The 25,844-nt window shown below is 40.6% G+C and carries 31 protein-coding genes; 18 read left to right on the forward strand and 13 right to left on the reverse strand.

Annotated elements, in window-relative coordinates:
• Positions 1-99: 99 nt before the first annotated feature.
• The 4 genes from H6F92_RS06895 to H6F92_RS06910 form a co-directional block, all read right to left on the reverse strand.
• Positions 100-1,749, reverse strand: coding sequence for a DUF6930 domain-containing protein (locus H6F92_RS06895; RefSeq protein ID WP_190357285.1), 1,650 nt, complete (start codon positions 1,747-1,749; stop codon positions 100-102).
• Positions 1,750-1,825: 76 nt separating this feature from the next.
• Complete coding sequence (locus H6F92_RS06900; RefSeq protein ID WP_190357287.1) at positions 1,826-3,898, reverse strand: caspase family protein; 2,073 nt, start codon at positions 3,896-3,898, stop codon at positions 1,826-1,828.
• Complete coding sequence (gene sat, locus H6F92_RS06905; RefSeq protein ID WP_190357289.1) at positions 3,895-5,064, reverse strand: sulfate adenylyltransferase; 1,170 nt, start codon at positions 5,062-5,064, stop codon at positions 3,895-3,897. The genes H6F92_RS06900 and sat overlap by 4 nt, the downstream gene beginning before the upstream one ends.
• A 59-nt stretch (positions 5,065-5,123) precedes the next feature.
• Positions 5,124-6,221, reverse strand: a complete 1,098-nt coding sequence (locus H6F92_RS06910) for an RRXRR domain-containing protein (RefSeq protein ID WP_190357290.1) — start codon at positions 6,219-6,221, stop codon at positions 5,124-5,126.
• Between the two features lie 346 nt (positions 6,222-6,567).
• Between H6F92_RS06910 and H6F92_RS06915 the strand changes: the two genes are divergently transcribed.
• Both H6F92_RS06915 and hppD read left to right on the forward strand, forming a co-directional pair.
• Entirely contained in the window at positions 6,568-7,272 is a 705-nt protein-coding gene (locus tag H6F92_RS06915) for an SDR family oxidoreductase (protein ID WP_190357292.1), read from the forward strand.
• A gap of 170 nt (positions 7,273-7,442) precedes the next feature.
• A complete protein-coding gene (gene hppD / locus H6F92_RS06920) occupies positions 7,443-8,528 on the forward strand; it encodes a 4-hydroxyphenylpyruvate dioxygenase (protein ID WP_190357294.1) in 1,086 nt (361 codons plus the stop codon).
• 31 nt (positions 8,529-8,559) lie between these two features.
• On the opposite strand, the gene H6F92_RS06925 is transcribed toward hppD, so the two are convergent.
• Positions 8,560-9,096: a retropepsin-like aspartic protease family protein gene (locus H6F92_RS06925; RefSeq protein WP_190357296.1), complete on the reverse strand. Its 537-nt coding sequence runs from the start codon at positions 9,094-9,096 to the stop codon at positions 8,560-8,562.
• An 83-nt stretch (positions 9,097-9,179) separates the two neighbouring features.
• Positions 9,180-9,521 (reverse strand): histidine triad nucleotide-binding protein, encoded by a 342-nt coding sequence (locus H6F92_RS06930; RefSeq protein WP_008206093.1) that lies wholly within the window; start codon positions 9,519-9,521, stop codon positions 9,180-9,182.
• 179 nt (positions 9,522-9,700) lie between these two features.
• Here H6F92_RS06930 and H6F92_RS06935 point away from each other — a divergent pair, with 179 nt between their 5' ends.
• A complete protein-coding gene (locus H6F92_RS06935) occupies positions 9,701-11,227 on the forward strand; it encodes a YifB family Mg chelatase-like AAA ATPase (protein ID WP_190357297.1) in 1,527 nt (508 codons plus the stop codon).
• Between the two features lie 156 nt (positions 11,228-11,383).
• Here H6F92_RS06935 and H6F92_RS06940 read toward each other — a convergent pair whose 3' ends face one another.
• Positions 11,384-12,688: a hypothetical protein gene (locus H6F92_RS06940; RefSeq protein WP_190357299.1), complete on the reverse strand. Its 1,305-nt coding sequence runs from the start codon at positions 12,686-12,688 to the stop codon at positions 11,384-11,386.
• Positions 12,689-12,886: 198 nt separating this feature from the next.
• Here H6F92_RS06940 and H6F92_RS06945 point away from each other — a divergent pair, with 198 nt between their 5' ends.
• The gene (locus tag H6F92_RS06945; protein WP_002743840.1) at positions 12,887-13,315 is read left to right on the forward strand and encodes a hypothetical protein; all 429 of its coding nucleotides are present in this window, start codon (positions 12,887-12,889) and stop codon (positions 13,313-13,315) included.
• A 74-nt stretch (positions 13,316-13,389) separates the two neighbouring features.
• Here H6F92_RS06945 and H6F92_RS06950 read toward each other — a convergent pair whose 3' ends face one another.
• The 4 genes from H6F92_RS06950 to H6F92_RS06965 all read right to left on the reverse strand — a co-directional run bounded on the left by H6F92_RS06950 (position 13,390) and on the right by H6F92_RS06965 (position 17,248).
• Positions 13,390-13,956 carry a hypothetical protein gene (locus tag H6F92_RS06950; protein ID WP_190357300.1) on the reverse strand — a complete coding sequence of 189 codons (567 nt, stop codon included), beginning with the start codon at positions 13,954-13,956 and terminating at the stop codon, positions 13,390-13,392.
• The gene (locus tag H6F92_RS06955; protein WP_190357301.1) at positions 13,956-15,353 is read right to left on the reverse strand and encodes an AAA family ATPase; all 1,398 of its coding nucleotides are present in this window, start codon (positions 15,351-15,353) and stop codon (positions 13,956-13,958) included. Before H6F92_RS06955 ends, H6F92_RS06950 begins: the two co-directional genes overlap by 1 nt.
• A 103-nt stretch (positions 15,354-15,456) precedes the next feature.
• Positions 15,457-16,041, reverse strand: a complete 585-nt coding sequence (locus H6F92_RS06960) for a pseudouridine synthase (protein WP_190357303.1) — start codon at positions 16,039-16,041, stop codon at positions 15,457-15,459.
• Between the two features lie 418 nt (positions 16,042-16,459).
• The gene (locus H6F92_RS06965) at positions 16,460-17,248 is read right to left on the reverse strand and encodes an ABC transporter permease (protein ID WP_190357305.1); all 789 of its coding nucleotides are present in this window, start codon (positions 17,246-17,248) and stop codon (positions 16,460-16,462) included.
• A 396-nt stretch (positions 17,249-17,644) separates the two neighbouring features.
• On the opposite strand from H6F92_RS06965, the gene H6F92_RS06970 reads away from it, so the two are divergent.
• From H6F92_RS06970 to H6F92_RS07005, 8 genes are all read left to right on the forward strand, one after another.
• Positions 17,645-17,788, forward strand: coding sequence for an anacyclamide/piricyclamide family prenylated cyclic peptide (locus H6F92_RS06970; protein ID WP_190357307.1), 144 nt, complete (start codon positions 17,645-17,647; stop codon positions 17,786-17,788).
• A 290-nt stretch (positions 17,789-18,078) separates the two neighbouring features.
• The gene (locus H6F92_RS27175; protein WP_190357308.1) at positions 18,079-18,423 is read left to right on the forward strand and encodes a DUF5838 family protein; all 345 of its coding nucleotides are present in this window, start codon (positions 18,079-18,081) and stop codon (positions 18,421-18,423) included.
• Positions 18,413-18,586, forward strand: a complete 174-nt coding sequence (locus tag H6F92_RS27180; RefSeq protein WP_265795706.1) for a DUF5838 family protein — start codon at positions 18,413-18,415, stop codon at positions 18,584-18,586. Before H6F92_RS27175 ends, H6F92_RS27180 begins: the two co-directional genes overlap by 11 nt.
• 35 nt (positions 18,587-18,621) lie before the next feature.
• A complete protein-coding gene (locus tag H6F92_RS27185; RefSeq protein WP_265795838.1) occupies positions 18,622-18,972 on the forward strand; it encodes a DUF5838 family protein in 351 nt (116 codons plus the stop codon).
• A 6-nt stretch (positions 18,973-18,978) separates the two neighbouring features.
• Positions 18,979-19,545: a Uma2 family endonuclease gene (locus tag H6F92_RS06985; RefSeq protein ID WP_190357309.1), complete on the forward strand. Its 567-nt coding sequence runs from the start codon at positions 18,979-18,981 to the stop codon at positions 19,543-19,545.
• 14 nt (positions 19,546-19,559) lie between these two features.
• Positions 19,560-20,138 (forward strand): Uma2 family endonuclease, encoded by a 579-nt coding sequence (locus H6F92_RS06990; protein WP_190357310.1) that lies wholly within the window; start codon positions 19,560-19,562, stop codon positions 20,136-20,138.
• Positions 20,139-20,155: 17 nt separating this feature from the next.
• The gene (locus tag H6F92_RS06995) at positions 20,156-20,824 is read left to right on the forward strand and encodes a Uma2 family endonuclease (RefSeq protein ID WP_190357311.1); all 669 of its coding nucleotides are present in this window, start codon (positions 20,156-20,158) and stop codon (positions 20,822-20,824) included.
• Between the two features lie 363 nt (positions 20,825-21,187).
• Positions 21,188-21,481, forward strand: coding sequence for a BrnA antitoxin family protein (locus tag H6F92_RS07005; protein WP_242030033.1), 294 nt, complete (start codon positions 21,188-21,190; stop codon positions 21,479-21,481).
• 471 nt (positions 21,482-21,952) lie between these two features.
• Here the strand turns inward: H6F92_RS07005 and H6F92_RS07010 are convergent, their stop codons facing one another.
• Positions 21,953-22,327, reverse strand: coding sequence for a PIN domain-containing protein (locus H6F92_RS07010; protein ID WP_242030034.1), 375 nt, complete (start codon positions 22,325-22,327; stop codon positions 21,953-21,955).
• Complete coding sequence (locus H6F92_RS07015) at positions 22,324-22,644, reverse strand: hypothetical protein (protein ID WP_190357313.1); 321 nt, start codon at positions 22,642-22,644, stop codon at positions 22,324-22,326. The genes H6F92_RS07010 and H6F92_RS07015 overlap by 4 nt, the downstream gene beginning before the upstream one ends.
• A gap of 531 nt (positions 22,645-23,175) precedes the next feature.
• Here H6F92_RS07015 and H6F92_RS07020 point away from each other — a divergent pair.
• The 6 genes from H6F92_RS07020 (at position 23,176) to H6F92_RS07045 (ending at position 25,449) form a co-directional block, all read left to right on the forward strand.
• On the forward strand, positions 23,176-23,439 hold the full coding sequence (locus H6F92_RS07020; protein WP_190357314.1) for a ribbon-helix-helix domain-containing protein: 264 nt from the start codon (positions 23,176-23,178) through the stop codon (positions 23,437-23,439).
• Between the two features lie 3 nt (positions 23,440-23,442).
• Complete coding sequence (locus H6F92_RS25790) at positions 23,443-23,622, forward strand: type II toxin-antitoxin system RelE/ParE family toxin (RefSeq protein WP_242030035.1); 180 nt, start codon at positions 23,443-23,445, stop codon at positions 23,620-23,622.
• Between the two features lie 239 nt (positions 23,623-23,861).
• The gene (locus H6F92_RS07030; protein WP_002753041.1) at positions 23,862-24,209 is read left to right on the forward strand and encodes a DUF6883 domain-containing protein; all 348 of its coding nucleotides are present in this window, start codon (positions 23,862-23,864) and stop codon (positions 24,207-24,209) included.
• Between the two features lie 8 nt (positions 24,210-24,217).
• Positions 24,218-24,508, forward strand: coding sequence for a DUF4926 domain-containing protein (locus H6F92_RS07035; RefSeq protein WP_190357315.1), 291 nt, complete (start codon positions 24,218-24,220; stop codon positions 24,506-24,508).
• 202 nt (positions 24,509-24,710) lie between these two features.
• The gene (locus H6F92_RS07040; RefSeq protein WP_190357316.1) at positions 24,711-24,881 is read left to right on the forward strand and encodes an anacyclamide/piricyclamide family prenylated cyclic peptide; all 171 of its coding nucleotides are present in this window, start codon (positions 24,711-24,713) and stop codon (positions 24,879-24,881) included.
• Between the two features lie 337 nt (positions 24,882-25,218).
• Positions 25,219-25,449 carry a type II toxin-antitoxin system Phd/YefM family antitoxin gene (locus tag H6F92_RS07045; RefSeq protein ID WP_190357317.1) on the forward strand — a complete coding sequence of 77 codons (231 nt, stop codon included), beginning with the start codon at positions 25,219-25,221 and terminating at the stop codon, positions 25,447-25,449.
• Positions 25,450-25,844: the final 395 nt, after the last annotated feature.

The following is a 25,844-nucleotide window of genomic DNA, read 5'->3' on the forward strand; positions in this document are numbered from 1 at the left end:
ACACTTCATAGCGCAGCTTGACGGTGGGAGTATGTCAATGAATTTGCCAAGCAAACTGATTACTGTTCACTGAAAACAAGCCGCCGCTGCCGGTTCAAATTAACCGAAGTGAGGCATAAGAGTCAAAACTCCCAAGTCTAAATCTTTACTATCGATCGATTTTGCCTCATAGAGGGCTAACATATCGTTTAATTGGGGATTACCGCAGGAGGAACCCGTTACCCCCATGGCAATAATCAAACCACAATAACCCTCGGTATTTTTGATGCGTTTTTGCCAATTGCGGCGAGCATTACGGTGGTCGGGATCATCTTGCTCGAATTCTCCAAATAGATAGAGATCACCGTTAGCCATTTTCAGAATCCCCAGATCATAACGGGTATCTTCGAGGGGATCTTCGCCGGGGTTAAAACCAATGGCCGCCAAACCGCCAGCTTGTTCGATTTTTTCGATAATTTCCTTGGCTTTCGGTCGGGAGGTCTGGATCATGACCACGGGGAAACCCTCCCCTTTTGTGGGTACGGATTGGGGTTGATAATGGATTTTCGGACGACTGCGAATTTTATCTAATAATTGCCAGGGAACCATTCCCAGACTCAGATGTGCATTATCAGGGACTAGATTTTCCTTGAGTACGGATTCTTCTTCCTCATCATCCTCATCATCCTCATCGTCGTCCTCCTCCTCTAAGAGTTGCATAAATTCCGCACATAGATCGGGCATCGTGGCTACCGTCACGGCCACGGTTTCCCCTTTTGTTTGTTCGGGATCGAGGGGAATGCGAAAACGACGCTGTAATTCTCCGATCGGTTCTTCCGATAAAGCGGATTGATTGCCTTTAAAAAAGCGCAACAGAGCTATTAAAGCCAAATATACCGTGATGGCTTCTTCTTCATCCAAATAGGGGCGAATACCTTCGTAGGGATGCACGCTGCCGAAAACTGGATGAATCTGGGAGGGGGCAGCCGAGGCCAGATCGTAGTCATCCTCATCATCGTCCTCATCATCATCGGCCAATTCGTAGCTTAAAAACCAACAATCTTGGGAAAGAAAGGCTTTTTCTAATCTTTCCATCGATTTTTCTTCTAAAGCGGCCTGCCGGAATTGTTTGAGGGATGCTAGGGAACGATAGAGAATGACTCCGTATTCCCGACCGAGCATTCCCATGACACAGGCGTAAAGATGCGGGAAATCGGGGCGATCAATCTTAATTTCCAAAATATCGTAATCAGCTAAACAGGACCAGGGTTCAGCTTTCCAAATTTCGTGAGCAGTTTTCACTAAAGCGGACTGCCAAGCGGGGGGAATTGCCGGGGGGCGGTTATTTTGGAATTCCTCGAATCCACGAAAGAGATCATCGATCAGGGGCAAATTGGGGACATAATCGATGGTGATATCGAGATCTTGCAGTACTCCGCGCAGAAAAAACTGTGTTTCTCGATCGCAGACGATAATTTTTTTCGGTCTAGCTGGCCGGGCGGGACTTTGGGGTGTTTCGATGGCGCGGATTAAGGTTCTCACCATGGCCTCTGGTCCGGTTTCGGGGGAAACTACTTCCATAGCGCGTACACAGCCCTCGCTGCCGTCCACCCAGATCACGCACTCGCCACCGCTTTCTTGATTTGGTTCTAGGGTGGCCCGGGGCATTCTCTCGGATAAGGATAAAGCACGACGATCTCCTTCCCAAACGCTGGGAATTTGTGGGATTTTTTTGAGGCGGCTTTGGGTCGTCCGGGGCAGAAGATTCATCGGGAAATTTAGGGGTAGCTGTGTTAGGATTTTAACCTTTTCTTTTCAAGGATTCCATAAGAATTATTCTATCGATTTAGTCCATAACCTGATAGATAAACCGGAAACCTGACCAAGTTCCCAGATCAAAGGCGTATTCATCAATGACACTGCCAGAATTATCCATTTTTAAGCCTAAATCTAATTTTAGATCGCTCCAGAAAGCTCTGGCTATTTCTAGGGGGTTAGTCAGGGTGAGCAGTGGGCTGGCTTCTCCCTTGAGGCTTTGAGTGGCATTGAGAAGGGTCAAGGTGTTGGGGAAAGGATGGCGACTGAGGATCAGTATATTCTCTCTGATGCCCTTGGGTTGACTAATTTTCCAATGCCCTTGGCCGGAATTGGGGATGGTGGCCTTGGTTTTGGCCGCCACGACAAAGGGGGCTAATGGGCTAGAATTGCTGAAATTATCGGGGTTTTCCGGACGGGAACAGTATAAAAGCGGTTGGCGATCGCTGTTGAGGACAAGGATCATTGCGTAGAGGGGTTGTTCTTCTTGATTCTCAATTTGATAGCGAATTTCCGTCCCGACGGGCAGAATTAAGTCATTTTTAGCGGTATTAGTCCCCCTGCTACCCACAATTTTTTGGGTTTGTACCGTGGAGATATAGGTTTGATCGAGGCTTTCTAGGGTGACAATGACGGCTAAACCAGAGGATTCTTGATTGATCAACAAGTGCCACAATTTGCAGGCCAGCAGGGTTTCTAGTTGGGATTGCAGTCGTTTGATTCCTGATTTAATTGCTTCGTTGGCCGCCCCTAAACTACCGATAATTAGGGAGCCATTGGCAGATAATAACTGATAATTGCCAGTTTCTTCGCTACCAACTCGACTTAAGAGACAATCTACCGTTTGTTCACCAATGTTAACCACGGCGGCCACATCGGGCAAACCGGCAAAGGTGCTGGTGGCATCTACCCGTTCAATCCGGGTTAAATTACTATCCAAACCGACGATTAAACCGATTTGACTGGGAAAAACCCGCAATTTTTCCTGTAGAATCTGTCCTATTTCTAGGGAGGCGGTTGGTGATAATAACTGGGCTTTGGCTTTTAAACCCTGACGGGAGAGAATTTGTAGGCTGATTTCCTCCCCAGTCGCCTCAATAAAGCTTAAACAGGAGTTAATTCCGTAATTTTCTAGGATTTCTAAGGGCAGGCCGACCAGATTGACTTCTAGGGTGCGTTCATCAATAAGATTTGTAACAATTGCTGCGCCCCCCCTTGACGTTTCTGACGTTGTATGATAGGGCGGCGCAGAATTATTTTGATTACCGGTCAGGATTGTCGGTTGCTGTTGTTGACTGCTGTGACTAGCGACGAGATGACGGAGATGGGGAAAAGCGATCGCAATTGTCGGACTGGGGCAAGCTTGCCAGAGATACTGGGTGAGATCATAGGTGAATAAGCCAGCATTGGGGCTATTACCGCTCAATTCCAGGGCGATTTGCTCTGGTTTAGCGGCAGCGAGAATAACGCCGTTACTAGGCTTATTTTTGAGGTTAAAACGGGTTTTAATATCGGCAGCGAAAGTTAATTCGGCGGGGTTAAGATCAGTAATGGTTCTAGAATAGGAACGAATGCGGAGATTACCGAGATAGGGCTGAGGTTGGGGGAGATGACTACTATCAAAAATCAAGCTAAACTTATCCGTAGCTAGACAGCGAGCCATCAGCAGGATATTTTCCTTAAGTAAAGCATTTTCTGCCCCATCAGCAGTAATAAAAACCTCTTTTCTGTCCCCAACACTGCCATAACCGCTAAAGTGAAAAATGACCACATCCCCCGCCCTGGCTTGGGCGATCAGGTGTTCTAAAAAAGCCGCTTCGATCGCTTCTCGACTGGCTTGTTGTCCCGTTAAAGTCACTATATCAGCATCCTGAAAACCAAAACGATAACGGAGAAGGTCTTTTTGTAACTCCACATCGGTAAGACAACCGGGCAGCGGCGGAATATTCGCCCCATACTGGTCAATACCGACTAAAAGAGCCAATTTTCTGGGATTAGGGGCGGCGAGAGCAGCCAAATGACGGTTAAGGGTTCCTTGACTAATCGCCAAAGTCAGCAACCCCCAACCTGTCTGCTGGATCAATTCTCGCCTAGTTATCTTCATGATCCTTGCATGGCGCGGATTAATTCGGCAGCCACTTCTGGACGGGAGAATTCCGGAGGTGGTAATTCTCCTTTACGCAGCAGTTCCCGGACTTTCGTTCCCGAAAGGTGGATTCTTTCTTCCGGTAAACTGGGGCTAGTTTTGGTGGTTGCCATTCCCGAAGTGCGGGTACAGTAGAAAGCGTGTTCAAACTTCATCGGCACGATTCCCAATTCCCCAGGCTCGAACTCATCAAAGATATACTGAGCATCGTAGGTTCCGTAGTAGTCCCCGACTCCGGCATGGTCACGACCGACGATAAAATGGGTACAACCGTAGTTTTTACGGATAATAGCGTGGAAAATTGCTTCCCGGGGGCCGGCGTAACGCATAGCTGAGGGGTTGATAGCCAGAATAACGCGATCTTGGGGAAAGTATTTATCCATCATGATCTCATAGCAACGCATCCGCACATCGGCCGGCACATCATCGCTTTTGGTAGCGCCGACAAGGGGATGCAAGAATAAACCATCTACCACTTCTAGGGCGCATTTTTGAATGTATTCGTGGGCCCGGTGGATGGGGTTACGGGTTTGGAAACCGACAATCGTTTTCCAAGCTTTTTCGTGGAACATTTTGCGCGATTGCAGAGGATCGATCTGATATTTGGGAAACTGGGGATGAGGATCGCGCTGAAGTAACCAAATCGGACCTGCGAGGTTAATTTCTCCCTGTTCATAGAGGACTTTTACCCCGGGATGTTTCTGGTCGTCGGTACGATAGACGTTAACTGCTTCGTGGGCCTTATTATAACGGTATTTTTGGGTTAGTTCTAGGACTCCGACAAAGTTGCCTTCGCTGTCATCTAAACGAATCCAGTTGCCTTCTTTGAGCGGATCCGCCACTTCTTCCCTAACGGAAAGAGTCACGGGAATTGCCCAGGGTAAACCATTGATTAGACGCATATCATCGACGACTTTTTCGTAGTCGTCCTGTTCCATAAAGCCTTTTAGGGGACTGAAACCACCAATAGCAATCATAACTAAATCCGAGAGCGATCGTTCATCGAGGGAAACTCGCGGTAGTTTTTCAGCTAGGGCCAGAAATTCAGCTTTTTCGGCAGCGGTAGCAATACGATTAATTAATTGCCCACCGTGGGGCGCGATTCCTTCGGTCAGTACAGTCATCGAAAAATTGGGTCTGAAACCCCGCCCTTTAGCGATAGCGGAGGGCGGCTTTACATAAGTCAGTGAGAAACAATTAAACCGTTAGAATGACGAATTAACTGAATCTTGCTAACAGCTATCTGTCCCAATCGTTGACCATTGGCATCGCTTACAGATAACTGTTTTTCGGTATCTCCACTAATATAACCAATTCCTTTGGGAGAAGAAACTAAATCTCCTTTACGGAACCCATGTCTTGTGGTAGAGCCACCATATTTACGTCGTTTACCACCTTTAGAAAAAACCATCAGGTGAAGTTGACGACGACTAATAGGAGGACGTTTGATGACAGCAAAGGGAGCGTTCGTTACTTTAACAGAACCCTTCCAATCATATCCATGTCCATTAGAATTGTGAAATGGCCAATAATCTAAAAACTGAAAACAGGCAAGAGCAATTCCATCGTTAGCATGACTTTCTGGTGATTGTTCTGCTTTATTTTTGGACTTTTCTAGTCGCAAATACTTTCTGAGATTAGAGGTTTGCCAACCAAAGCGAGTATGGACTGTTGCCAATTGAGACAGTTGCTCAATAGCCCATTTTTGTCCGACCATAACCGACGAGAAACCTTTTCCAGACTTAGCTCCTTTTCTACCAGAAGTTAGATCAATATCGGCTTTGATGTACTCAAAGTAAATATCGGTAATTGGATAGATTTTGGTTAGTTCAGAAACGACTCGAAGTTCAAGTTGACGATTAGCTCTGATTGAGGGAGCTAATTTTCCTGTTCTTCTATTTGAAAATCGTTTTTGTCGATGCGCTCTTAGATTAAAAGGAAGTTGGCGGTTAATCCGTCTTCCTCTACGTCCTCTTCGCATTAAGCACCGATTTTCCATGCGCTCTTTTACTCGTTTAAAAGGAAGTTCTAAGTGAGCCTTCCAAAGAGTAAAAAGAGAGGATTGAACGCCAATTCCAGAGAATAATTTACCCGGGTCAATACCAATGGCAATCGGTTGGGTTTTGTTATCGGAAGGTTCATCGGTTAGCTGGACATAGAAAATATCTAAGTCGTTGAATTTGCCGATAGCTTTTCCTTCCTTAATCCACCGTCTAGCCCGACTGGGTTTGGTGGGCATTAACGGTTTTCCGTCTTTTGAGATAACAGGAACTCTTGCCATGGAGATAATCCTTAAGAGTAAAGTTAATGTCCCTTTCCGCAACACAATCAAGATGTCTTGTCTAACAACGCTTTACCAATAAAGCTTAGAGGGAATCCGAACTAGGGAAGTATTCGGAGGTCTGTACCAGATTGTGTCTCGATGCGGTAGTCTCTACTTGCGTCGCCTAAATTGGTTTAGGCAAGCCCCGTCCCTTTTAGGGCGGGGTTAGTGACAAAAATTTCTTTACATTGTCACGGTTGATCCTATCAGAAGTTGGTTAACCCTTAATCAAGGGGTTGGGACTAGCGATGATTTTCCAGTTGGAACCGTTTACAATAAGATTTGTAAAAATTTATAAATAATTATGAGCGAAAAAGTTGTTCTGATTGTCGGTGCTACGGGGGGGATCGGTGCCACTTTAGCGCGTAAACTAGCTGTTAATGGTCATAAAATCGTATTAGCAGCCAGAAATGCCGATAATTTATCTAATTTAGCGAGTGAGTTGCCTTGTCCTTCTTTAATTGTACCGACGGATATCACCAATCCCACTCAGGTGGAAACTTTGATGGCCAAAATTGTCTCCCATTACGGCCGGTTGGATGTGTTGGTTAATGCGGCCGGAGCCGGTGTGATGAAACAATATAATAAAATCACGCCGGAAGATTTAGATAAAATGCTCGACCTCAATCTGAAGGGGAGTTTTTATACCTGTCAGGCTGCGGCTAATGTGATGAAGGAAAATAAGGCCGGTCATATCTGTAATGTGGTGGGAATTTTGGGTAAGCATTCTATGGCTATGGCTGCCGCTTATTGTGCTTCTAAGTACGGGGTGGTGGGTTTTAGTAAATGTTTGGCCGATGAGTTAAAACGCTATGGTATTAAAATGACTTTATTCTATTTTGGTGGTGTCGATACTCCTTTTTGGGATCAGGTGAGTTTAAAAGTTGATCGCAATAAAATGTTAACCGCTCAAACCGCGGCCGATGCTATCTATTTTGCCATGAATGCTGAACCCCAAGCCGTCCCCATGGAAATTAATATTCAACCCGATAGTCATCTCTTTTTTTAGTCATCAGCTTTTTCAGTTATCAGTTATCAGTTATCAGTTATCAGTTATCAGTTATCAGTTATCAGTTATCAGTTATCAGTTATCAGTGAATAGCATTAAGTGGCAAGTTCGGAGTTTTATTTTCACTGTTTACTGCTCACTGAAAAACACCCTTTTTTTTGACTTTATCTATGTTTGTTGATCATATTCATTTTTATGTAGAATCGGCCAAAAAATGGCGAGATTGGTTGGTGCGGGTGATGGATTTTCAGGCGATCGCAAGTTTGGTTAATCTCCATACGCACACGGAAATAGTCGGCAATGGCATCCAAAAAGATAAAACTAAACAGATTATTTTTATCTTATCTTCTCCTTTAAATTCCCTTAGTCCCGTGGCGGAATTTTTAGGTAAATATCCTGAAGGTGTGGCGGATGTAGCTTTTCAAGTGGAGGATTTAGACAGTTTAGCTAGGAGAATTAAACAGGGTATTTTTATTCAGGAAACAGCTTTTTCTAGGGGGAAGATAAAAAGCTGTCAAATCTCTAGCATTGCTAATCTCAAACATACATTAATTGAAAGACAGGGAATCACGCCAATTTTAGCCGATCCTAATCTGATTGAGTATGATAGTAAGGAACAATATGATCAGGATATTATGGCAATTGATCATTTAGTTTTAAATGTTTTTCAGGGGAATTTAGAGTTAACAGCCAATTGGTACGAGGAAAATTTAGGCTTTAAAAAAAGGCAAACTTTTACTATTAAAACGGAGCGTTCTGGTCTTTATTCTCAGGTACTTGTTCACCCTGAAACTGAATTAAAATTACCGATTAATGAGCCAGACAGTAACAGTTCTCAAATTCAAGAATTTTTGGATATTAATCAAAAATCTGGCATTCAACACATTGCTTTAAAAACAGAAAATATTTTAAGATTAACTCAAAAATTAAAAGAAAGAAAGGTAGATTTTTTATCAGTTCCCGACAGTTATTATCAACAAATTAGCTATCAAAAAAAAGATTTTAATATTGCTGATTGGGAATGGTTAGAAATAAAAAAACAGGAAATCCTCATTGATTTTGAACAAAATAGTCATTCCCTCCCAGAAAAGCCGACTTTACTGCAAATTTTCACTAAACCAATTTTTTCCCAGCCGACTTTCTTTTTTGAATTAATCGAGCGACGTCATGCCGCTAGAGGTTTTGGAGAAGGCAACTTCCAAGCGCTATTTGAAGCGATCGAACGGGAACAAATACAGCGAAGAACTTTAGATTAGAATCAGAAAAGCGAGCATTTTTCCCATGAGACTATGGACGATAACGTAATTCAATCACATCTTTTTTGATCGTGACATCATAGGAACCAAAAAAGGTTTGTCCCAAGAGTCCTAATCCTTCCATTTGGGGAGAAATACCAACAATCTGATTAGATAAAGCCACCTCGCCAACTTTAACAGAATTAATGCGACCAAGATAAACAGTAACGACACCGCCGGCGGTATGAGCGAGTACTTCCCTTTCCCGTTTGACTTTCATCGCTTTCGCCATGGCATCGGTGAGGACGATCGAACTAGCACCTGTATCAAAAAGCATTTCATAATAGTGACGGTTATTAAAAACTACCATCACCGTGGGAATGCCGTTAACCCGGCGTTGAATCGGTAACTGATAAACTTGCGGGGAATTTTTCCTATTTCTAGATGAACCGCCACAGAGACGGCTAAGATCTATGTGTTGTCCATCTGCTCTTTGGAGAAAGCATTCCGATTGAGCGAGAGTCGTAGGAGTGAAGGGAAATAACAGCAGGGTGCTGGCTAATCCGATCGCAGAAAGAGACTTATTCATGGGTTCAACATCGAGAAGACCGACTCGGAAAAGAACGCTTCTAGCCCTATAATTGCCCAAAAATGCGGGAAAATAACAGGGGTTTAACCCGGAGGCCAAGACATTGAGCGATCGCCTAAGAGATGGACATGAAGATGATCGACGGTTTGACCCCCATGTTCCCCATTATTGATCACCACTCGATAACCTTGACTTAATTTAGCTTCGGCGGCCACTTTTTTAACAGTTAGTAACAAATGTCCCAATAAATCTCGATCGCTGTCGCTGGCTTCCTCTAGTTTCGGAATCGGTTTTTTGGGGATAATGAGGATATGGGTGGGTGCTTGGGGATTAACATCTCGAAAAGCGAGAACCAGATCATCTTCATAGACGATCGAGGCTGGAATTTCTTTCCGGATAATTTTGCTAAAAATAGTCTCACTCATAGACAAATTGCTTTTTTTTAACTATACCATTAAGCTCTCAGCTTTTCTGGCTAGTTTATACCGAGAAATAGGCTGATTTTCAGGGTAAATTCCCAGATAAAATCATTTTTATGCGGAAAACTAGCCGAACATCCTGTTTCATTTTCCTAAGAACTCACTTTATTTTTACTTGAGCCAAAATGTTAGCAAGGGTTTGGAGTGCGGCAATTATCGGCATCGATGCCATTAAAATCGGGGTAGAGGTGGATGTATCGGGAGGATTACCCGGAATTGCCGTGGTGGGTTTACCCGATACCGCTGTGCAGGAGTCGAAAGAAAGGGTAAAAGCTTCTCTAAAAAATGCTGGATTTGCCTTTCCCATCCGCAAAATTGTCATTAATTTAAGTCCCGCCGATATCCGCAAAGAGGGGCCGATTTATGATTTACCGATTAGTATCGGCATTTTAGGAGCCTCCGAACAGGTAGAAGCCGATTTATTGGGGGATTTTCTCTTTTTAGGTGAATTATCCCTCGATGGTAGTTTGCGTCCCGTGGCGGGGGTTTTAGCCATTGCTGCCGCCGCCGAAAAAATGGGGATTAAGGGTTTAGTGGTTCCTGCCGATAATGCCAAAGAAGCGGCCGTGGTCAAAGGCGTACAAGTGTATGGGTTTCGTCATCTATCGGAAGTGGTAAATTTCTTAAATGAACCCGATCGCCATTCACCGATGACTTTTAACGCTGCCGAGGAGTTCGGGCGATCGCGGGTAAATCTCCCCGATCTCAAGGATGTCAAAGGCCAAGCAATTGGCCGGCGGGCCCTGGAAATTGCCGCAGCTGGAGGTCATAACCTAATTTTTGTTGGGCCGCCGGGCAGCGGTAAAACCATGTTAGCGCGACGTTTACCCGGTATTCTGCCCCAGCTTACCTTTGCCGAATCCCTAGAAGTCTCCCAGATTCATTCCGTCGCTGGATTACTGAAAGATCGAGGTTCTCTGGTGCGCGAGCGTCCTTTTCGCAGTCCCCATCACTCCGCTTCCGGGGCAGCGCTGGTGGGAGGTGGCACTTATCCCCGACCGGGAGAAATCTCCCTTTCCCACCGTGGTATTTTATTTTTAGACGAATTAACGGAATTTAAGCGCAGTGTCTTGGAATATCTCCGGCAACCCCTAGAGGATGGTTATGTGAGCATTTCTCGCACTCGTCTTTCTGTCGCTTTTCCGGCCCGTTTTACCCTAGTGGCCAGTACCAATCCCTGTCCCTGTGGTTATTACGGCGATTCGGTTCAACCCTGCAGCTGTTCACCGCGACAACGGGAACAGTATTGGGCGAAATTATCGGGACCGCTTTTAGACCGTATTGACCTACAAGTGACGGTAAATCGCCTGAAACCGGAAGAAATGACCCAAGAGAGTCGGGGAGAAGCTTCTGAGCAGGTGCGGCAACGGGTGGAAAGGGCCAGACAAAAGGCCAGCGATCGCTTTCAAGATACTGGGATTCGCTCTAATGCGGAGATGAATTCCGAGCATTTGCGGCGTTTTTGCGCTCTTGATCATAGCAGTCGCCATATTTTAGAAGGGGCAATCCGAAAATTGGGTTTATCGGCCCGAGCAATGGATCGCATTCTCAAAGTTGCCCGCACCATTGCCGATTTAGGAGATAGTGAAATGCTGAAAAGTTCCCACGTTGCCGAAGCAATTCAGTATCGCACTCTCGATCGTTTAAGTTAGGGTTTGCGGCAAAAAGTTTGTTGGTGGGGTTAGGAGTCAGGAGTCTGGGGAGTCAGTGCTGATGAAAAAATTTTCACCACCACAGATGAAAGAGGTTTCTTTCCCCACACCCCACACCCCACACCCTACACCCTACACCCTCTTTCAAGTCAGGAGTCAAGAATCGGGGGATTCTAAGCGTTTTTGCCATTCTTGATCGATTTTATCGGAGCGCTCGATCTCTTGTTCGAGATAGTCTTGATCGGTAGAATAACTAATATCAGCATCTGTAATCACTTTTTGGTCAGCAAATTGACGAGAGTAGGCCAGTTTTTGCTCTAATTCAGGATTATTTTGGGCTAATAGATCTGCTCTTTTTTCTCGCTGTTGATTGCGTTGATTAACCCGCTCATTTCTCCACTGCAAAAAGAAATAACGACCGAGGGGAATCCCCAAAAAAGCACCAGCATAACTGAGGAGAAAACTGTAGATCCCTGTGACTATCGACCCCAGAGAACCGCTCAAATCGACACTATCACTGTTGAGCAAATATCCTAAAACTAAAGCGAGGATAAAGTTAACCGCCCCTAAACCTAAAGCTAAGATAATTTGACCGCTATCCGCTTCGCTAAACTTCCAGCGTTTTTCCTTTAGATAGGGGGAAACTGTTTGTAATTTTCTCTCTTTGGTTGTCACCTGTAGATCGGGAAAATAATAGATAATATCACCTCGATCGGACACTTGCGGCAACCCATTAAAGCGAGTTAAAACTGGGAGTATATAGTCTTCTGTCTCCTCATGACTAGGGGTAATACTATCGAGATAGGGGGCAATTTGTGGAGCAATAATCGAGCCGCGATTATTTTGAATTACTTTACCGATAGTTTGCCAGCGTCTCTCCTCTAAATTAAAATTAGGATCGCCATCGCCAAAAAGAAAAGAAAAAACTGCCTCAAGAAAATTCATCTTACTAGGGGGTTTTTCTGCCTTAACTTCCCGATCTCTTCTTTCGTAGTAGTTATTACCAAAATCGGGATAAAAAATCCAGAAAAAGTCCGTGGGAAAGAAGTTAATATTAATTTTGCTATCTCCAGAATTGTTATCCGAGTCACTATCTTTGAACATTAAGCCTATCAGGATCGCTAGGATAGCCAGCAACAGGATTAAAATCGAAATAATTAAAACAATGCCAAAGGAAATGCGGATAATATAAAAAACTACTCTCCAGATTTTACTGGCGAAAGCTTTTAACTGCAATTGCCAATATTTATTCAGAAGAATTGAGCGAAAATTTTCGGGAAAAAGATAGATAATCTCCCCCGTATCTGCTACCTGTAAATGTCCCCCCGCTTCCGCCGCTAAAGCTAATAATCCCTGTTGTGCAGCGTTAATCTCTAAACCCGATTTTGCCGCCACATCACCCACCGTAACCCGATAGCCTAATTTTTCGATCGATTGTAATAGAGACTCTTGGGGATTCATAGAAAATACTGTTCCTGTCGATTATCCTATTTTCTAGTTTAGTTTTGATTTTGTCTTTTTGGCAGCGGCTATCTGGATTGACAGGTGCGGCATTTTCGACTCGATCGAGAAAATATCGTTATAATTGTTCCAATAGTCGCAAAAAGCAGGGCTAAACTGTATAAATAGTTACTTTATAAGCAATTATCAGAGGTGAGCATGAATGCGTCGGAACAGGCAAAAGGATTAGAATTAACGGCGAAGATCGCCACACTCGTCAACCTGTTTAAACAACAATTCCCCGATGCAAAGGCAGATCTGAAACCATGGCGCAATGATCCCCACACAAGGGAGTTAACGGATCCCGACTCGATCGATATTGCTTTCCATTTTCCCGGTTGGAGTCCCAGAATTCAAGGGCGCAGTATTCTGGTACAAATTCGTTTTCATCTCGATAGCGAGGATCAGCATCAGCGTTTGATTGGCTTAGAAATGCAGGCTTTTAACCATCAAGGAACCGCTTGGCGACTATCTACGGTGGAAAATTGGCAATTAGTCGGTAATTATCAACCTTCTCCTAAGGTAGCTGATAAGTTAAAATATTTCAGCCGGCAGGTGTTTGAAGTTTTTAAAAATGAGCATCGATAAGGCTCTTTCGGCACTCTCGGCAAAAGATCGTTATTCGATCGAGATTAAATCGGTCATAATGAGAAGCTCTAGGACTAAATTAATTCTTGAAAGTGCTTCGCTTGAGCGGAAATTTTTAACATTTTTTCTGGTTGATCGTGAATCTCACTTTTTTGAGAAGGTTTACGGCTGCTCGTGGTTGTTTTAGACATACTGATATTTTTAATACTAACAAAGCGATATTGATAGTCCTGAAGAAAATCGGGTTGATTCCAAAATAAGCGTCCGATTTCACGACAATAGGAGACAAAGCATTTGGCTCCTTTTAATTGTTTAATTATCGATGAATTAGAATCTCTGCTTTTCTTCATTTCCAGACAAAGGATAACTTTTTCAGAAGTGGTATTAGCGATAATTATAAAATCTGCACGCTTACACTCACCTTTACTACCAGTAAAAATTTTGCGGACATCAAAAAACTCATCTAGCTTGATCACAATAACTCGATCGGGTTCAGGCATTCCACTAATCACAAATGAATAGTTATCTTGATTTTCTATCAGTTTCAGTAAATAACTATCTCGTTTGTACTCTTTTTTATATTCCAACTCTACTATCGCACACTTGCTAATCATTTCTTTGAGGATAGCAATATCAGACATTACTCCTCACCCCAAATAATAGCCGTTTGAATACGATTCATATTTTCGATAGTAGTATCAAAACTGCGTGCTTCAATACCCATTTCGTGATCAATTTTAGCGGGAGTTAAAGTGTTAAATTTGGTTTTTCTTTTTTGTCCTTTTAACATCTTTGAATCTTCTTCAGCAATATAGACTTTAACTTGATTAGCCGATAATAATTCCTCTTGTCTATAGCCTTCTTCTGCGGCAATTTGTTTCAGGTGTGGTTTATTATGGTTAAGCATAATTAATGTGTTTATTTCTTTGATAATATAATCACTGTGAGTAGTGATAAAAACTTTAATACCAATGTTGATCAGTCGAGCGAAAAGTTTAGCGATACGGCGTTGATTTTCTGGATGGAGATTTAATTCAGGTTCATCTACTATCAACAAATCTCCGATTCGAGCTTCGTGTCTTAAATAAAAGCCAATGTCTAAAAGAGAAAGTACAGCACTAGAACTTTCATCCATCGATAGTCTAAGTTTTTTTCCTTTAGGAATGTAATAAAGTTCATCATTGCTAGTAATCATATATTGACCACCAATAATATCGGCAAAATCTTCTAAAATACTGGGATGATTTTCGGCGATAAAGCTATTTTTTTTGACAATTGTTTCTATTTGTCTAGTAAAATCTACATTTTTTTTAACCGGTAGCGCATAATCCTGAGAAACATTAAATAACAGTTCACTAGGATTAAAATTGCTATTTTTACTAATTTCTTCCAGTAAACGATTACGAGCAAAATTTAACTCTTTGCGAAAAATTGCCGCTCCTGTCCTTTCTGCACTGGCAATAAATGGCCTGGGAAAAAACTGAGAGAAAATTATATCTTGGATGCTGTTGGAAATGATATATTCGATATATTCAAGAAAATCACCTCCCAGATTTATTTTTTCTGTTTCTGTTAATAACGTAATGGATAAATAAGGCTCATTCTCACGTTTGCTAATCGAGATAATTTCCCATGTTGCTGTACTAATTTTCTTTTCATACTTATTTTGAAATTGAATATTGTCAAAATTTAATTCTATCTGAAAATCAACATTTTTAAACCTCTCCTCGTTGGCAGCAAAAACTTCAGGTATTTGTTGAACATATCTTTGACAACCTGTAGTAATAATACTTTCACACTGTTGAACATACTCCTGTAGATCGAGACTAATTACACCATCAGAAAGTAGTTGCTCAATTTTTTCTTTGAGTCCAAATCTTGGCCCCGTTAATAGTCTTCGCCAATTGTCTAAAAAACCGAATAAAGCGTAGGTAGCATAAGTTTTACCTGTATTATTACCACCACAGATAATTGTGAGGTCGCCTAGACTGAATTCTGCCTGTTTTAAAATGCCAAGATTTTTAATTTTAACTTTCATGTTTGTCTTAGGTTTAATATTCACGATTATAGATAATTGTGGGTCATTTGATCAAGTCCCACACTATACATTCAACTTTGGTTATCAAGGTTACTTACAGAAATTATAACCTTTCCAAGGCTTTTCTCTCTTTTTCAGTCACTTCTCGCCATTGACTGGGTTGTAATCCTGTTAAGCATAATTTATTGTTTTTGTCAATAGTAATGGCTGTTCTAATTAATCTTAAAGTGGGATAACCAACGGCTGCCGTCATCCTTCTTACCTGACGATTTCTTCCCTCAGTTAAGGTAATTTCTAACCAAGCGGTGGGGACAGATTTTCGATAACGAATCGGTGGCTCTCTGGGGGGTAAATCTGGTTCAAAATCTAGTAAATTAACTATTGCTGGTCGAGTGCGATAATCCTGTATAGGAAGACCTTGACGCAATTTTTCTAAAGCGTTTAGGTCTGGAATTCTTTCGACTTGTACCCAATAGGTGCGCGGATGTGCAAATTGACGATGACCCAAACGATGCTGTAATTGACCGTTATCTGTGAGTAATAATAATCCCTCGCTGTCCCTATCTAAACGACCGACAGAATAGATATTCGGGATGGGAATATAATCTTTTAAAGTCGAGCGACCATTTTCATCGGTAAACTGACATAATACATCGTAGGGTTTATAAAAAAGGATATATTTATTCAAGGGAAAAAGGAGTCAGGAGATAGGAGTCAGGAGTCAGGAGATAAGTAGTCGTGTAAAATAAATTTCCTAGTGAAGATAGGCAAAAGGCAAAAGGCAAGAGGTAGTTAGATATGTTTAATTAATTTTGCCTGGGTACTTAACTGATAACTGATAACTGATAACTGATAACTGATAACTGATAACTGACCACTGATTACTGACCACTGATTACTGATAACTGATAACTGATAACTGATCACTGATAACTGATAACTGATCACTGATAACTGATCACTGATAACTGATAACTGATCACTGATAACTGATAACTGATAACTGATAACTGATCACTGATAACTGATAACTGATCACTGATAACTGATAACTGATCACTGATAACTGATCACTGATCACTGATAACTGATAACTGATCACTGATTTAATCCCGTTGATGGGAGAATTGATAAGCGCCGACAATCGAGAGAAGAATAGCGACGATTAATAAAATGGGGATAGCGAACCAAGGAAATTGATTAATATCGTAGGCTGCGGCTCTTAATCCTAGACTAGCATAGGTGAGGGGCAAGGCATAGACAATAATTTTTAATGGCCAGGGTAAGGTTTGGGGGTCGAAAAAAGTTGCTCCTAAAAAAGACATCGGCACGATTAAAAAGTTATTATACAGACCGACACTTTCGAGGGATTTAACTCGCAATCCGACAATTGCCCCTAAACTAGCAAAGACGGCACAATTTAAGATTAAAATTAATAAAAAGAGGGGATTGAGAAAACTAGCAAATTTTCCTGTAAATAAGATAGCGACGAGAATCACTGATGCAGAAGTCATTACACCGCGCAAAATTCCCGCAAAAACTTTGCCTAAAAATAATGAGAGGGGATGGACGGGAAGTAATAATAATTCCTCGAAGGTTTTACTAAATAAGCGATCGCCACAGATGGAAAAGGTGGTTCCCCCGAAACTGATCGCCATTGAGGACAGGGCCACCATTCCGGGTAAGATAAATTCTAGATAGGAATCACCGATCGAGGGTTTCATCGAGCGATCGAGGGCGCTTCCCAACCCCAACCCGAAACCGATAATATAGATTAGGGGAGAAACTAAACCTGTGGCGGCGATCTGAAGGACTCTCGCCCGTAAATCTAGCCATTCTCCCCAAAATACGGTTAAAGTGTCTGTTAATATCGTCTGAGCTTGAGCTAGTTTCACTGGTATTTTGGTTAATTAGTAAATATGCTTTTAATAATAATTAACAATTGTCCCCTTTTTCAAGGGCGAGCTTTTCGGACCAGAAAAATAATCATCGTCTAAGGATAGGCAAGAGGCAACACTCCCTTGCCCTACGATGTCGGGGGGGTTGGGGTAGGGTTGATTCATTCTCCGAATCTAATTCTTTTTTTTGCTACCTTTAATCGCTTATCAGGTAAGCTAGGGAGCAGGGGAGTACAGGTTTTTGCTCTCATAGTAGGTTGATTCATGAATCAACCTACTAGGTAAAATTAAACTTTTTGACCAATTTTAAAAAACTTGCGTTTTTTGGCTCATCCCATCACATAGGAAGGGGTAGTATGGGTTAGTGCAAATAAATTAGGTCGGACTTACCCCATGAAAACCAAAAAACTAACACCCCGCAATGCTGCTCCTGTCCAACGGGAAAATACCGCTACCGTCTCTCGTGATCGTAATGCGATCGCTCCCATGACTGTTTTCGACTATACAGTTCCTTTTGCGGGAGACGACGCAGAGTAATCCCCCAGATTCTAGCACGAATCTCCTCGGTGAAGAAGCTTCTTGAGCAGGGGAGAGGGGGAGCAGGGGAGTACGGGTTGTTGCTCTGATAGTAGATTGATTCATGAATCAACCTACTATGACTATAATTGATCAATCAACCTACTGTGACTGGACTAGGAGAGCAGGGGAGTACATATTGTTTCTCTTCTAGGTTCCGCTTTTCCTTGGTTCACGAGTGCTAGAAGATTTAGATTCAGGGAGAAAATTTTGAGACTTTCTAGGCATATTCTTGAGCAAAATTTGAAATTATGATAGTTGCTGACATTCAAAAAAGCTCCATCAAAGAGCAAAGACTACAATTTATTCGCAATCATCAACAAGCTTTCGATGTTGAGCCTGTTTATCCTCTGCGGCTATTTGAAGATTTCGTGATGGAAGTTGAAGGCGATTGTAGTATTGAAGCCTCTTGTAAGATAGAATTAGATAAACTCATTGCCTCAAGGTTTATGCTCTTTTTTAAAGATAAAGCTCAAGAGTGGCAAAAATATCTAGCTCAATCTCTAGCTTTTTTTCAACAAGTGGAAAACCGTGTGGTTGTTCAATTAGATTATTCTTTATTACAGCGATTTTTAGGAGATAACTTTGACTTCTAGCTTGCTAGAAGTCCTAAGTGCTGGTATTGACTTAAGAACCAATCTTGCCGATTCTAGTGTAAAAATGCACATCAGAATTGGGGATTATCCCGAAAAACTAGCAACCGCTTTTGTTTTAAGTGACGGTGCTGCAGTAATTATCTCAGTGGTTTTGTTAACCTAATTGGTTTTGATTTTTATTTCAATGGTAAGAGTGAAATCGAAATTTATGCCAAAGTTAGAGAAGATGATTTTTTCAAACCAGAAACCATAAATCAAGTGTGGCAACATTTTCCTAAATCAGCCTTAAAACCTCTCCAAGCATCAAGTTTATTTTTTACAGGTTTATCAAAAGCCAATCATAACCCAGTGCTTTACTACAGTCTCAAAAATCGTCAGGATCTAATAAATTGTTTTAAACTTAATGATACAGCCCAAAGAGTTCATAGCTTTGATCAACATCAAGATATTTTACCTAAGATGTGGGTAGGTACAGCCCAACAAGAATTAGAAAAAACGAGAATAGAAAATATTCGGCTTTACTACTACAAATCATTTACAATGGAGTGAACTCTAATGTTAATCACAAAACCCCGCTTTCAAACCTTTGCTGAATATCTACAATATGAGGATAATTCAGAGGAATCTTATGAATTATTTAACGGAGAATTGGTAGAAATGCCACCAGAATCAGGACTTAACTTTCAAATTGCCAATCGTCTTTTTCTAGTCTTTGCCTTAATGCTAGGAACCGATAGAGTAAGAGGACATGGTTTAGAATTAGAAGTGAGAGGCGAACCGAAAAACCGTTATCCTGACTTAACCATTATTCGAGAAGAACATATTCAATTACTCTCCCAGAGAAATACGATTCTTCTTGCCATGGCACCCCCCTTATTAGTCATTGAAGTGGTTAGTCCGGGGGAAATCCAAAGAGAGAGAGATTACATCGCTAAAAGAAGCCAATATCAAGATTGTGGGATTCCCGAATACTGGATAGTTGATCCCCAAACTCAAACCATTTTGGTCTTAGAATTAAGAGGAAATACTTATACAGAAATTGGTAATTTTAGCAATGATGACTTAGTAAAATCATCTATATTTAGTCAACTCAATTTAAAAGTTTTTCAAGTATTTAATTAGGCAAATTAACCCCCATGATTACCGTTGAACCGATTATTTTAAAACTCAAAACCGTAAAGTTAAGCGATGAGCAATTCTATCAACTTTGCCATAATAACGACGATTGGCGAATTGAACAAAATGCCGCAGGAGAATTAATTATTATGCCTCCGATTGGTGCTATTAGTGGGAATCGAGAATCAGATTTAAACGGCTTTGTTTGGTTATGGAATCGTCAAACAAAACTCGGTAAAGTCTTTAGTTTTTCCACTATCTTTACCTTAGCCAAGGGTGGTAAATGTTCCCCTGATGTCGCTTGGATTGCTAATGAACGCTGGCACGCTTTACACCGAGAAGAACAAGAAAAATTTGCCACAATTTGTCCTGATTTTGTGATAGAATTAAGGTCGAGTACCGATTCTTTAACTCAACTCCAAGCAAAAATGCAGGAATATCTTGATAGTGGCTTAAGATTGGGTTGGTTAATTGATCCCATTAGTCAACAGGTAGCCATCTATCGCCAAAATCAGGAAGTAGAAATCGTCTCATTACCAACCACCTTATCTGGGGAGGACGTTTTACCCGGATTTACTTTAGAATTACCCATTTTTTGACGACAGGAAATACCAAAATGATAGCAACTGCAAGAATTTCTCCTCAATTAACCATTCCACGCCTAGAAAATGGGGACAAGCTTACTCGTCGTGAATTTGAGCGTAGATATAAGGCTATGCCAAATCTAAAAAAAGCAGAACTCATTGAAGGAATTGTTTATATTATGGCTTCTCCTCTCAGAATTAAGAACCATGGTGAACCTCATGCTCAGATTGTTACTTGGCTAGGTTTTTATCAAGCCTTTACTCCCAATCTGCAATTAGGCGATAATTGTACGGTTCGTCTTGATGCTGATAATGAACCTCAACCCGATGCACTATTAAGAATTAAAAATGGTGGACAATCAACGATTAGTGAGGATGGTTATGTCGAAGGTGCGCCAGAATTAATCGTCGAAATTGCAGCAAGTACCGTCTCCCTTGACTTACATCAAAAACTTAATGTTTATCGCCGTAACCAAGTGCAAGAATATTTAGTCTGGCGAGTCGAAGATGGAGAATTTGATTGGTTTAGATTAACCAATGAAGAATATATTAAACTTGAACCGAACTCAGAAGGGATAATTTGTTCCCAGATATTTCCTGGATTATGGTTAGATAGAGATGCTTTATTAGCTGGTGATTTAGCCAAGGTTTTAGAGGTTTTGCAATTAGGAATAGCAAGGATCAAAAATGAATCTAGTTAGAGTAATCCAAATTTAACAAAAACTTCACGAAAATTGATAAAAAAATTATTGACTCGGCAGAAAAGAGTTAGTATGATCAAACTCAATAACAATATAGGTCGGATTTACCATGATGAAAACCCAAACACTAACACCCCGCAATGCTGCTCCTGTCCAACGGGAAAAAACCGCCCTCAAGTCATGTCAAAACTCTTTTGCTATGATTAGATAGATGAAATTTGAATGGGATGAGAGCAAAAATCAAAGCAACTTTATTAAACATGGATTTGACTTCGCAGACGCTTATCGTATCTTTAATTATTGTCTATACTGAACCTGATGATCAAACAATTCGCATTATATCCTTAAGAAAAGCTTTATCCTATGAAGGAAAATATTATGAGCAATACCTCAAAAACAGATTGGAGTAGAATTGATATGATGAAAGATGAGGATATTGATACTTCTGATATTCCTCCACTATCAGAAGATTTTTGGGTTAACGCACAATTGCGACTACCTAAAGATATTGTCACTGTAAAAGTCGAAATAGACCCAGAAACTTTTGCTTGGTTTCAATCCCAGGGAGAAACTGCACAAGAACAAATGTCGGTGGCGTTAAAAATTTATGCTCAAGCCAATAAAGCTTTTTGTTCATCTATAACAAAAGCAGGATAGGGAAGCAGGAGAGAGGGGGAGCGGGGGAGTACAGGTTTTTGCTCTTCTGCTGTCTCCCTTTTCCTTGGCTCACCAGTGCTAGAAGATTTAGTCAATGCTAATTTAAAAGTCGGGGATTGTCTTTGATTTCTCTTGGTCAAAAATTAGAGTTTTCAATAAGTCCCTTGTTTTAAGAGCGATTTAGTCTTTGTTGCCTGTAGTTTTTTTGCCGCTAAATCGTTACAAAACTAAATAAAAAAAGCCTTGACAATTGAGTTACTTTAGGTAAAAATAAGACTCACCTAATGTTGTTAAGACTTAGGAAAAAAGACAATTTTAAAAATCAATGGCGTTAGCTGAAGCGGTTAAACGAGGATTAAAATAGCCTTATTTTTTTATTTTAAAGAATTTAGATACTTATTCACAAATTCAGAAGGCGTTAAACATTCAAATTCACCTGTTTGTTGAACCAAAATCTTAATTAACTTATGATTAGCAGATAGCAGATATAAAACATTGAGATTGACCAACTTTTGCCGTTAAATAGACTCCTACATCTTCACGAGGAATTACTCCCAAAGCCTCCATTTCAGCTAACTCAAAATCATCAATCTGGACATAACAAAACTTTAATTTTTGCCAAATCCTTCCAATTATTTCTCCACTCCAATCTTTATTTTTTAAACGTTTAGCAACTCTGGTAATTTGGTCAATAAGTTCTTCAGAAATTATTACCCCCACAGAATTATCGTTTGGGGCTTCCCAACCTAACAATTGTAGAATTAAACCTTCAGGACTTTCTAGCTCAACTGCACCGATTAAATAAACATTAGTGTCTAAAAAAATTAATTCAGGAATTTTCGTCATTGTATTGAATCTTGTTTTTGTTGACGTTCTTGAGATATTTCCCGTTTAATATCTTGGACAAGATCAACAATTTTCTCTCTTGAATCATAACCTGCTTTGGTCAAAGATTGTTTTAACTCCTGTTGTAATTGTTCTGCTGACATTAAAGGATGTTGTTGATATTTACTGATTTGTTGCCAAAAGTTATTAATCTCTGTTTCTGTTTCTTCCCAAAGAATGATAACTCTTACCGAACTGGGTGGAGTCCCTTTAATTGGGTGGTCTAAAGATAATTGACCTACCTTATCGATCTTTCCAGTAGATTGAATTGCTTTCATAGTTATCAAGACTTTTGCCAACGACTTTTATTTGCATGACCTATTCTATCACTACTTCACTCAGACAAAATCTCACCAAGAAATATTTGGTAACAAATTATCACAAAAAGCTTGACAAGTGCTTAAACATCAGGTAGCTCCCCGTCAAGTCAAATAACGTCCTTTTGCGGGAGACGACGCCGAGTGATCTCCCTGATTCTAGCACGAACCTCAAATCAGGTCAAAAGTCTTTTTCTCCTTGCCAGGGCGCACGGTTTGCCTCAAGGAATTGACGCACAACCCTAGTTAATTCAGGGCTTTCGGATACCTGGCATCGGAGGAGAAGCATTGCTCAGGGAGAGGGGGAGTACAAATTTTTGCTTTTCTGTTGTCTCCCTTTTCCTTGGTTCACGAGTGCTAGAAGACTTAGGTTCAGGGAGATGAACCCGTCTATCTCGCAGTCTGTCCAAAATCTGTTAAAATTATAAGATGCTAAAAAGTCTGCGCTATAATACTCAGCTAGGATGATATAAAAGTAATTATGGAGAAGCAATGAACACTATCCAACTGACACCAGAAATAGAAAATTTGATTGCTGAACAAATTAAAACAGGCAAATATCAAGATGATTTAGCCGTTATTCAAGAGGGATTGCGTTTATTGGCAGAAAGAGACAGAATTTATCGAGGAAGATTTGAGCAATTGAAACAGGAAGTCATGATTGGTGTGCAAGAGTTAAGGCGTGGAGAAAGTTTTGATGGTAGAGAATTTATTAACAGATTAAAAGCCACAAATATTCAGGATAGTGGCTCTTGAATTATGACGGTTATTTTAATATCTTCAAAGGCTAAAGAAGATTTAGAAATTATCAATGATCGGATTGCTTATTCTAATATTCAAGCTGCCAATCAGTTGTTAGATAAGATTCTTGGTAAATTTGAAATCTTAGCTAGTTTTCCTAATATGGGAAAAAACAGGAATGAATTGATTATGGGTTGACGAAGTTTTCCTGTAGAAGATTATCTAATCTTTTATTTTCCTCTTGAAAACGGAATTGAAATCGCAAGAGTAGTTAGGGGATATAGAGATTTAGATGCTATGTTTGATCTTGATTAAGAAAGTGATCGCATCAAGCTAAACTTAACAAAAACTTAACAAAAATTCACTCAAAAACTATTGACAAGAAAGGTAAAGACTGCTAACCTGGAAACTGTAAATATCTTGAGGATTGAGAGTAATTGTCATTAACTAATCGAGAAAATGCTTTTATTCAGCCTGAAAAACTCATTGATTATTTACTTTCAGAAAATCACCCTGTTGGTAAATCAAAAGCCAAGTTTTTTCGTGAACTCGGTTTTAATGAAGAAAATGTAACGTTCTTAGAACAAGAATTGTCAAAAATAGTAAGAAATCAAGATGTTACTGAGGTAATTACTACAGAACATGGTACTAAATATGTAATAATAGGAACAATCAATACTCCTAAAAATAAATCAGTTACTATTCTTACAGTCTGGATTATTGATTTAGGCAAAGATACGCCAAGGTTTGTTACTGCTCGACCATTTTTTAAAAATAAAGGCTAACCAGAATTATGCTCAAAGAGCTAGATGTAATTACTTTAACCCATGACATTCAAGAACATGGTTTAAAAAAGGGAACTCAAGGAGCGGTTGTTCATTGTTATGATGATCAACAAGCTTATGAGGTAGAGTTTGTCAATGATGAAGGGGAAACTTTGGCTTTATTAACTTTAGCAAAAGCTGATATTCAACTAGAACAAGAATTAATCATTGGCGAAGTTTTAGAAATCATCAATGCTTTACCCCCTAATTTATTAAGAGAAGTAAGAGATTTTGCTAAAGTTTTAGAACATAGAAAGTGATGAAGTCGGGCAAAGTTTACTACCCCAGTAGCATCTGGTGGGTTTTTTCTTCTGGAAATTTAAACAGAAAAACTGTAATGACATTAAACATAGATAAAAAACTATAACAAAGATAGATAAAAACTCAGAATAAAACTCTTGACTCGGCACAAAAAAGGTGGTATGACCGGAACCGACAACAATTTAGGTCGGACTTACCATAATGAAAACCAAAAAACTGACACCCCGCAATGCTGCTCCTGTGCAACGGGAAAACACCGCTACCGTCTCTCGTGATGGTAATGCGATTGCTGCACAGTCTTGGAATATAGATTGGGAATATTATGGATTGAGTTTTCCCTTAAGTCCCTTTGCGGGAGACGACGCAGAGTAATCCCCCTGATTGTAGCACGAACCTCAGTGAAGAAGTGGGGGAGCAGGAGAGCAGGGGAGTACATATTGTTTCTCTTCTGGGTTCCCCTTTTCCTTGGCTCACGAGTGCTAGAAGATTTAGATTCAGAATAGGATACCAAGGAAAATTTTTTTATTGGGACTTAGGCGTTTTCGGTCAGCAAAAAAGGCTCAAACCATTACGGGACAAAGGGTTAACCTCGATTTATGATTTTCCTTGATCTATCTGGGTTTCAGCGATTTTGGGCTTCTCGAAGTAAATCCCAAGCGGGGATTGGAGTTGAGGCTTTTCTCGATTTGTTTTTTGTCTAAGTCCCATTATGAAAACTGTTGACAAAACTCAGTTAAAAGCTAATTTACTAGAATTGTTGCAAATTGTGGAGTTACAAGGAGAAGAAATTTTAGTGACAGAAGGGAGTAAACCAGTGGCGAGAATTTCTCCTTATCAAAAAAGTTATTCAACGGCGGAATTGTTTAAGAATATGCGAGGAAAAGTTCAGTATTTTGAAGATTTAACTACCCCAACAACCGAAGAATGGACGGAAGTATAAAAATTGTTGTTGATACTTGCACTTTGCGCTAAATTGCGACTCTAGAAAAGTCTAATCTATGGTAAATTTTCTAAATCGTTTAAATCTTTGAATCTTGCACTAGCTTTTTTGTTTAGTTTTAAATGCTTTAAACTAATTAAATTAACATCAATACCATCTATTTCTGTAATCAGCCTCTCTTGAAAACACTCAGAAAAATTAACTCCTGAAATAGTTGTTAGAATTTCTCATCTCAAAGGTGGATGCCCCATACGAACAACCTTATTTTTTCAGGGTAAGCTCATCTAATTTGGTATAAATTGTACTTGACAAAGATTTCTGAATAGGGTAATCAAATCGCCATAGCACCGTCCCGCACTGCCAGTACCCAGACTTAGCCGCTGCTACCTCTGTAT

The sequence above is a fragment of the Microcystis wesenbergii FACHB-1317 genome, from assembly GCF_014696875.1.
Classification (GTDB): domain Bacteria; phylum Cyanobacteriota; class Cyanobacteriia; order Cyanobacteriales; family Microcystaceae; genus Microcystis; species Microcystis wesenbergii_A.

Coding starts and splice junctions, on each gene's coding strand:
- H6F92_RS06895 (WP_190357285.1), bottom strand. CDS start 1,749: ATGAATCTTCTGCCCCGGACGACCCAAAGCCGCCTCAAAAAAATCCCA.
- H6F92_RS06900 (WP_190357287.1), bottom strand. CDS start 3,898: ATGAAGATAACTAGGCGAGAATTGATCCAGCAGACAGGTTGGGGGTTG.
- sat (WP_190357289.1), bottom strand. CDS start 5,064: ATGACTGTACTGACCGAAGGAATCGCGCCCCACGGTGGGCAATTAATT.
- H6F92_RS06910 (WP_190357290.1), bottom strand. CDS start 6,221: ATGGCAAGAGTTCCTGTTATCTCAAAAGACGGAAAACCGTTAATGCCC.
- H6F92_RS06915 (WP_190357292.1), top strand. CDS start 6,568: ATGAGCGAAAAAGTTGTTCTGATTGTCGGTGCTACGGGGGGGATCGGT.
- hppD (WP_190357294.1), top strand. CDS start 7,443: ATGTTTGTTGATCATATTCATTTTTATGTAGAATCGGCCAAAAAATGG.
- H6F92_RS06925 (WP_190357296.1), bottom strand. CDS start 9,096: ATGAATAAGTCTCTTTCTGCGATCGGATTAGCCAGCACCCTGCTGTTA.
- H6F92_RS06930 (WP_008206093.1), bottom strand. CDS start 9,521: ATGAGTGAGACTATTTTTAGCAAAATTATCCGGAAAGAAATTCCAGCC.
- H6F92_RS06935 (WP_190357297.1), top strand. CDS start 9,701: ATGTTAGCAAGGGTTTGGAGTGCGGCAATTATCGGCATCGATGCCATT.
- H6F92_RS06940 (WP_190357299.1), bottom strand. CDS start 12,688: ATGAATCCCCAAGAGTCTCTATTACAATCGATCGAAAAATTAGGCTAT.
- H6F92_RS06945 (WP_002743840.1), top strand. CDS start 12,887: ATGAATGCGTCGGAACAGGCAAAAGGATTAGAATTAACGGCGAAGATC.
- H6F92_RS06950 (WP_190357300.1), bottom strand. CDS start 13,956: ATGTCTGATATTGCTATCCTCAAAGAAATGATTAGCAAGTGTGCGATA.
- H6F92_RS06955 (WP_190357301.1), bottom strand. CDS start 15,353: ATGAAAGTTAAAATTAAAAATCTTGGCATTTTAAAACAGGCAGAATTC.
- H6F92_RS06970 (WP_190357307.1), top strand. CDS start 17,645: ATGAAAACCAAAAAACTAACACCCCGCAATGCTGCTCCTGTCCAACGG.
- H6F92_RS27175 (WP_190357308.1), top strand. CDS start 18,079: ATGATAGTTGCTGACATTCAAAAAAGCTCCATCAAAGAGCAAAGACTA.
- H6F92_RS06985 (WP_190357309.1), top strand. CDS start 18,979: ATGTTAATCACAAAACCCCGCTTTCAAACCTTTGCTGAATATCTACAA.
- H6F92_RS06990 (WP_190357310.1), top strand. CDS start 19,560: ATGATTACCGTTGAACCGATTATTTTAAAACTCAAAACCGTAAAGTTA.
- H6F92_RS06995 (WP_190357311.1), top strand. CDS start 20,156: ATGATAGCAACTGCAAGAATTTCTCCTCAATTAACCATTCCACGCCTA.
- H6F92_RS07005 (WP_242030033.1), top strand. CDS start 21,188: ATGAAGGAAAATATTATGAGCAATACCTCAAAAACAGATTGGAGTAGA.
- H6F92_RS07010 (WP_242030034.1), bottom strand. CDS start 22,327: ATGACGAAAATTCCTGAATTAATTTTTTTAGACACTAATGTTTATTTA.
- H6F92_RS07015 (WP_190357313.1), bottom strand. CDS start 22,644: ATGAAAGCAATTCAATCTACTGGAAAGATCGATAAGGTAGGTCAATTA.
- H6F92_RS07020 (WP_190357314.1), top strand. CDS start 23,176: ATGAACACTATCCAACTGACACCAGAAATAGAAAATTTGATTGCTGAA.
- H6F92_RS25790 (WP_242030035.1), top strand. CDS start 23,443: ATGACGGTTATTTTAATATCTTCAAAGGCTAAAGAAGATTTAGAAATT.
- H6F92_RS07035 (WP_190357315.1), top strand. CDS start 24,218: ATGCTCAAAGAGCTAGATGTAATTACTTTAACCCATGACATTCAAGAA.
- H6F92_RS07040 (WP_190357316.1), top strand. CDS start 24,711: ATGAAAACCAAAAAACTGACACCCCGCAATGCTGCTCCTGTGCAACGG.
- H6F92_RS07045 (WP_190357317.1), top strand. CDS start 25,219: ATGAAAACTGTTGACAAAACTCAGTTAAAAGCTAATTTACTAGAATTG.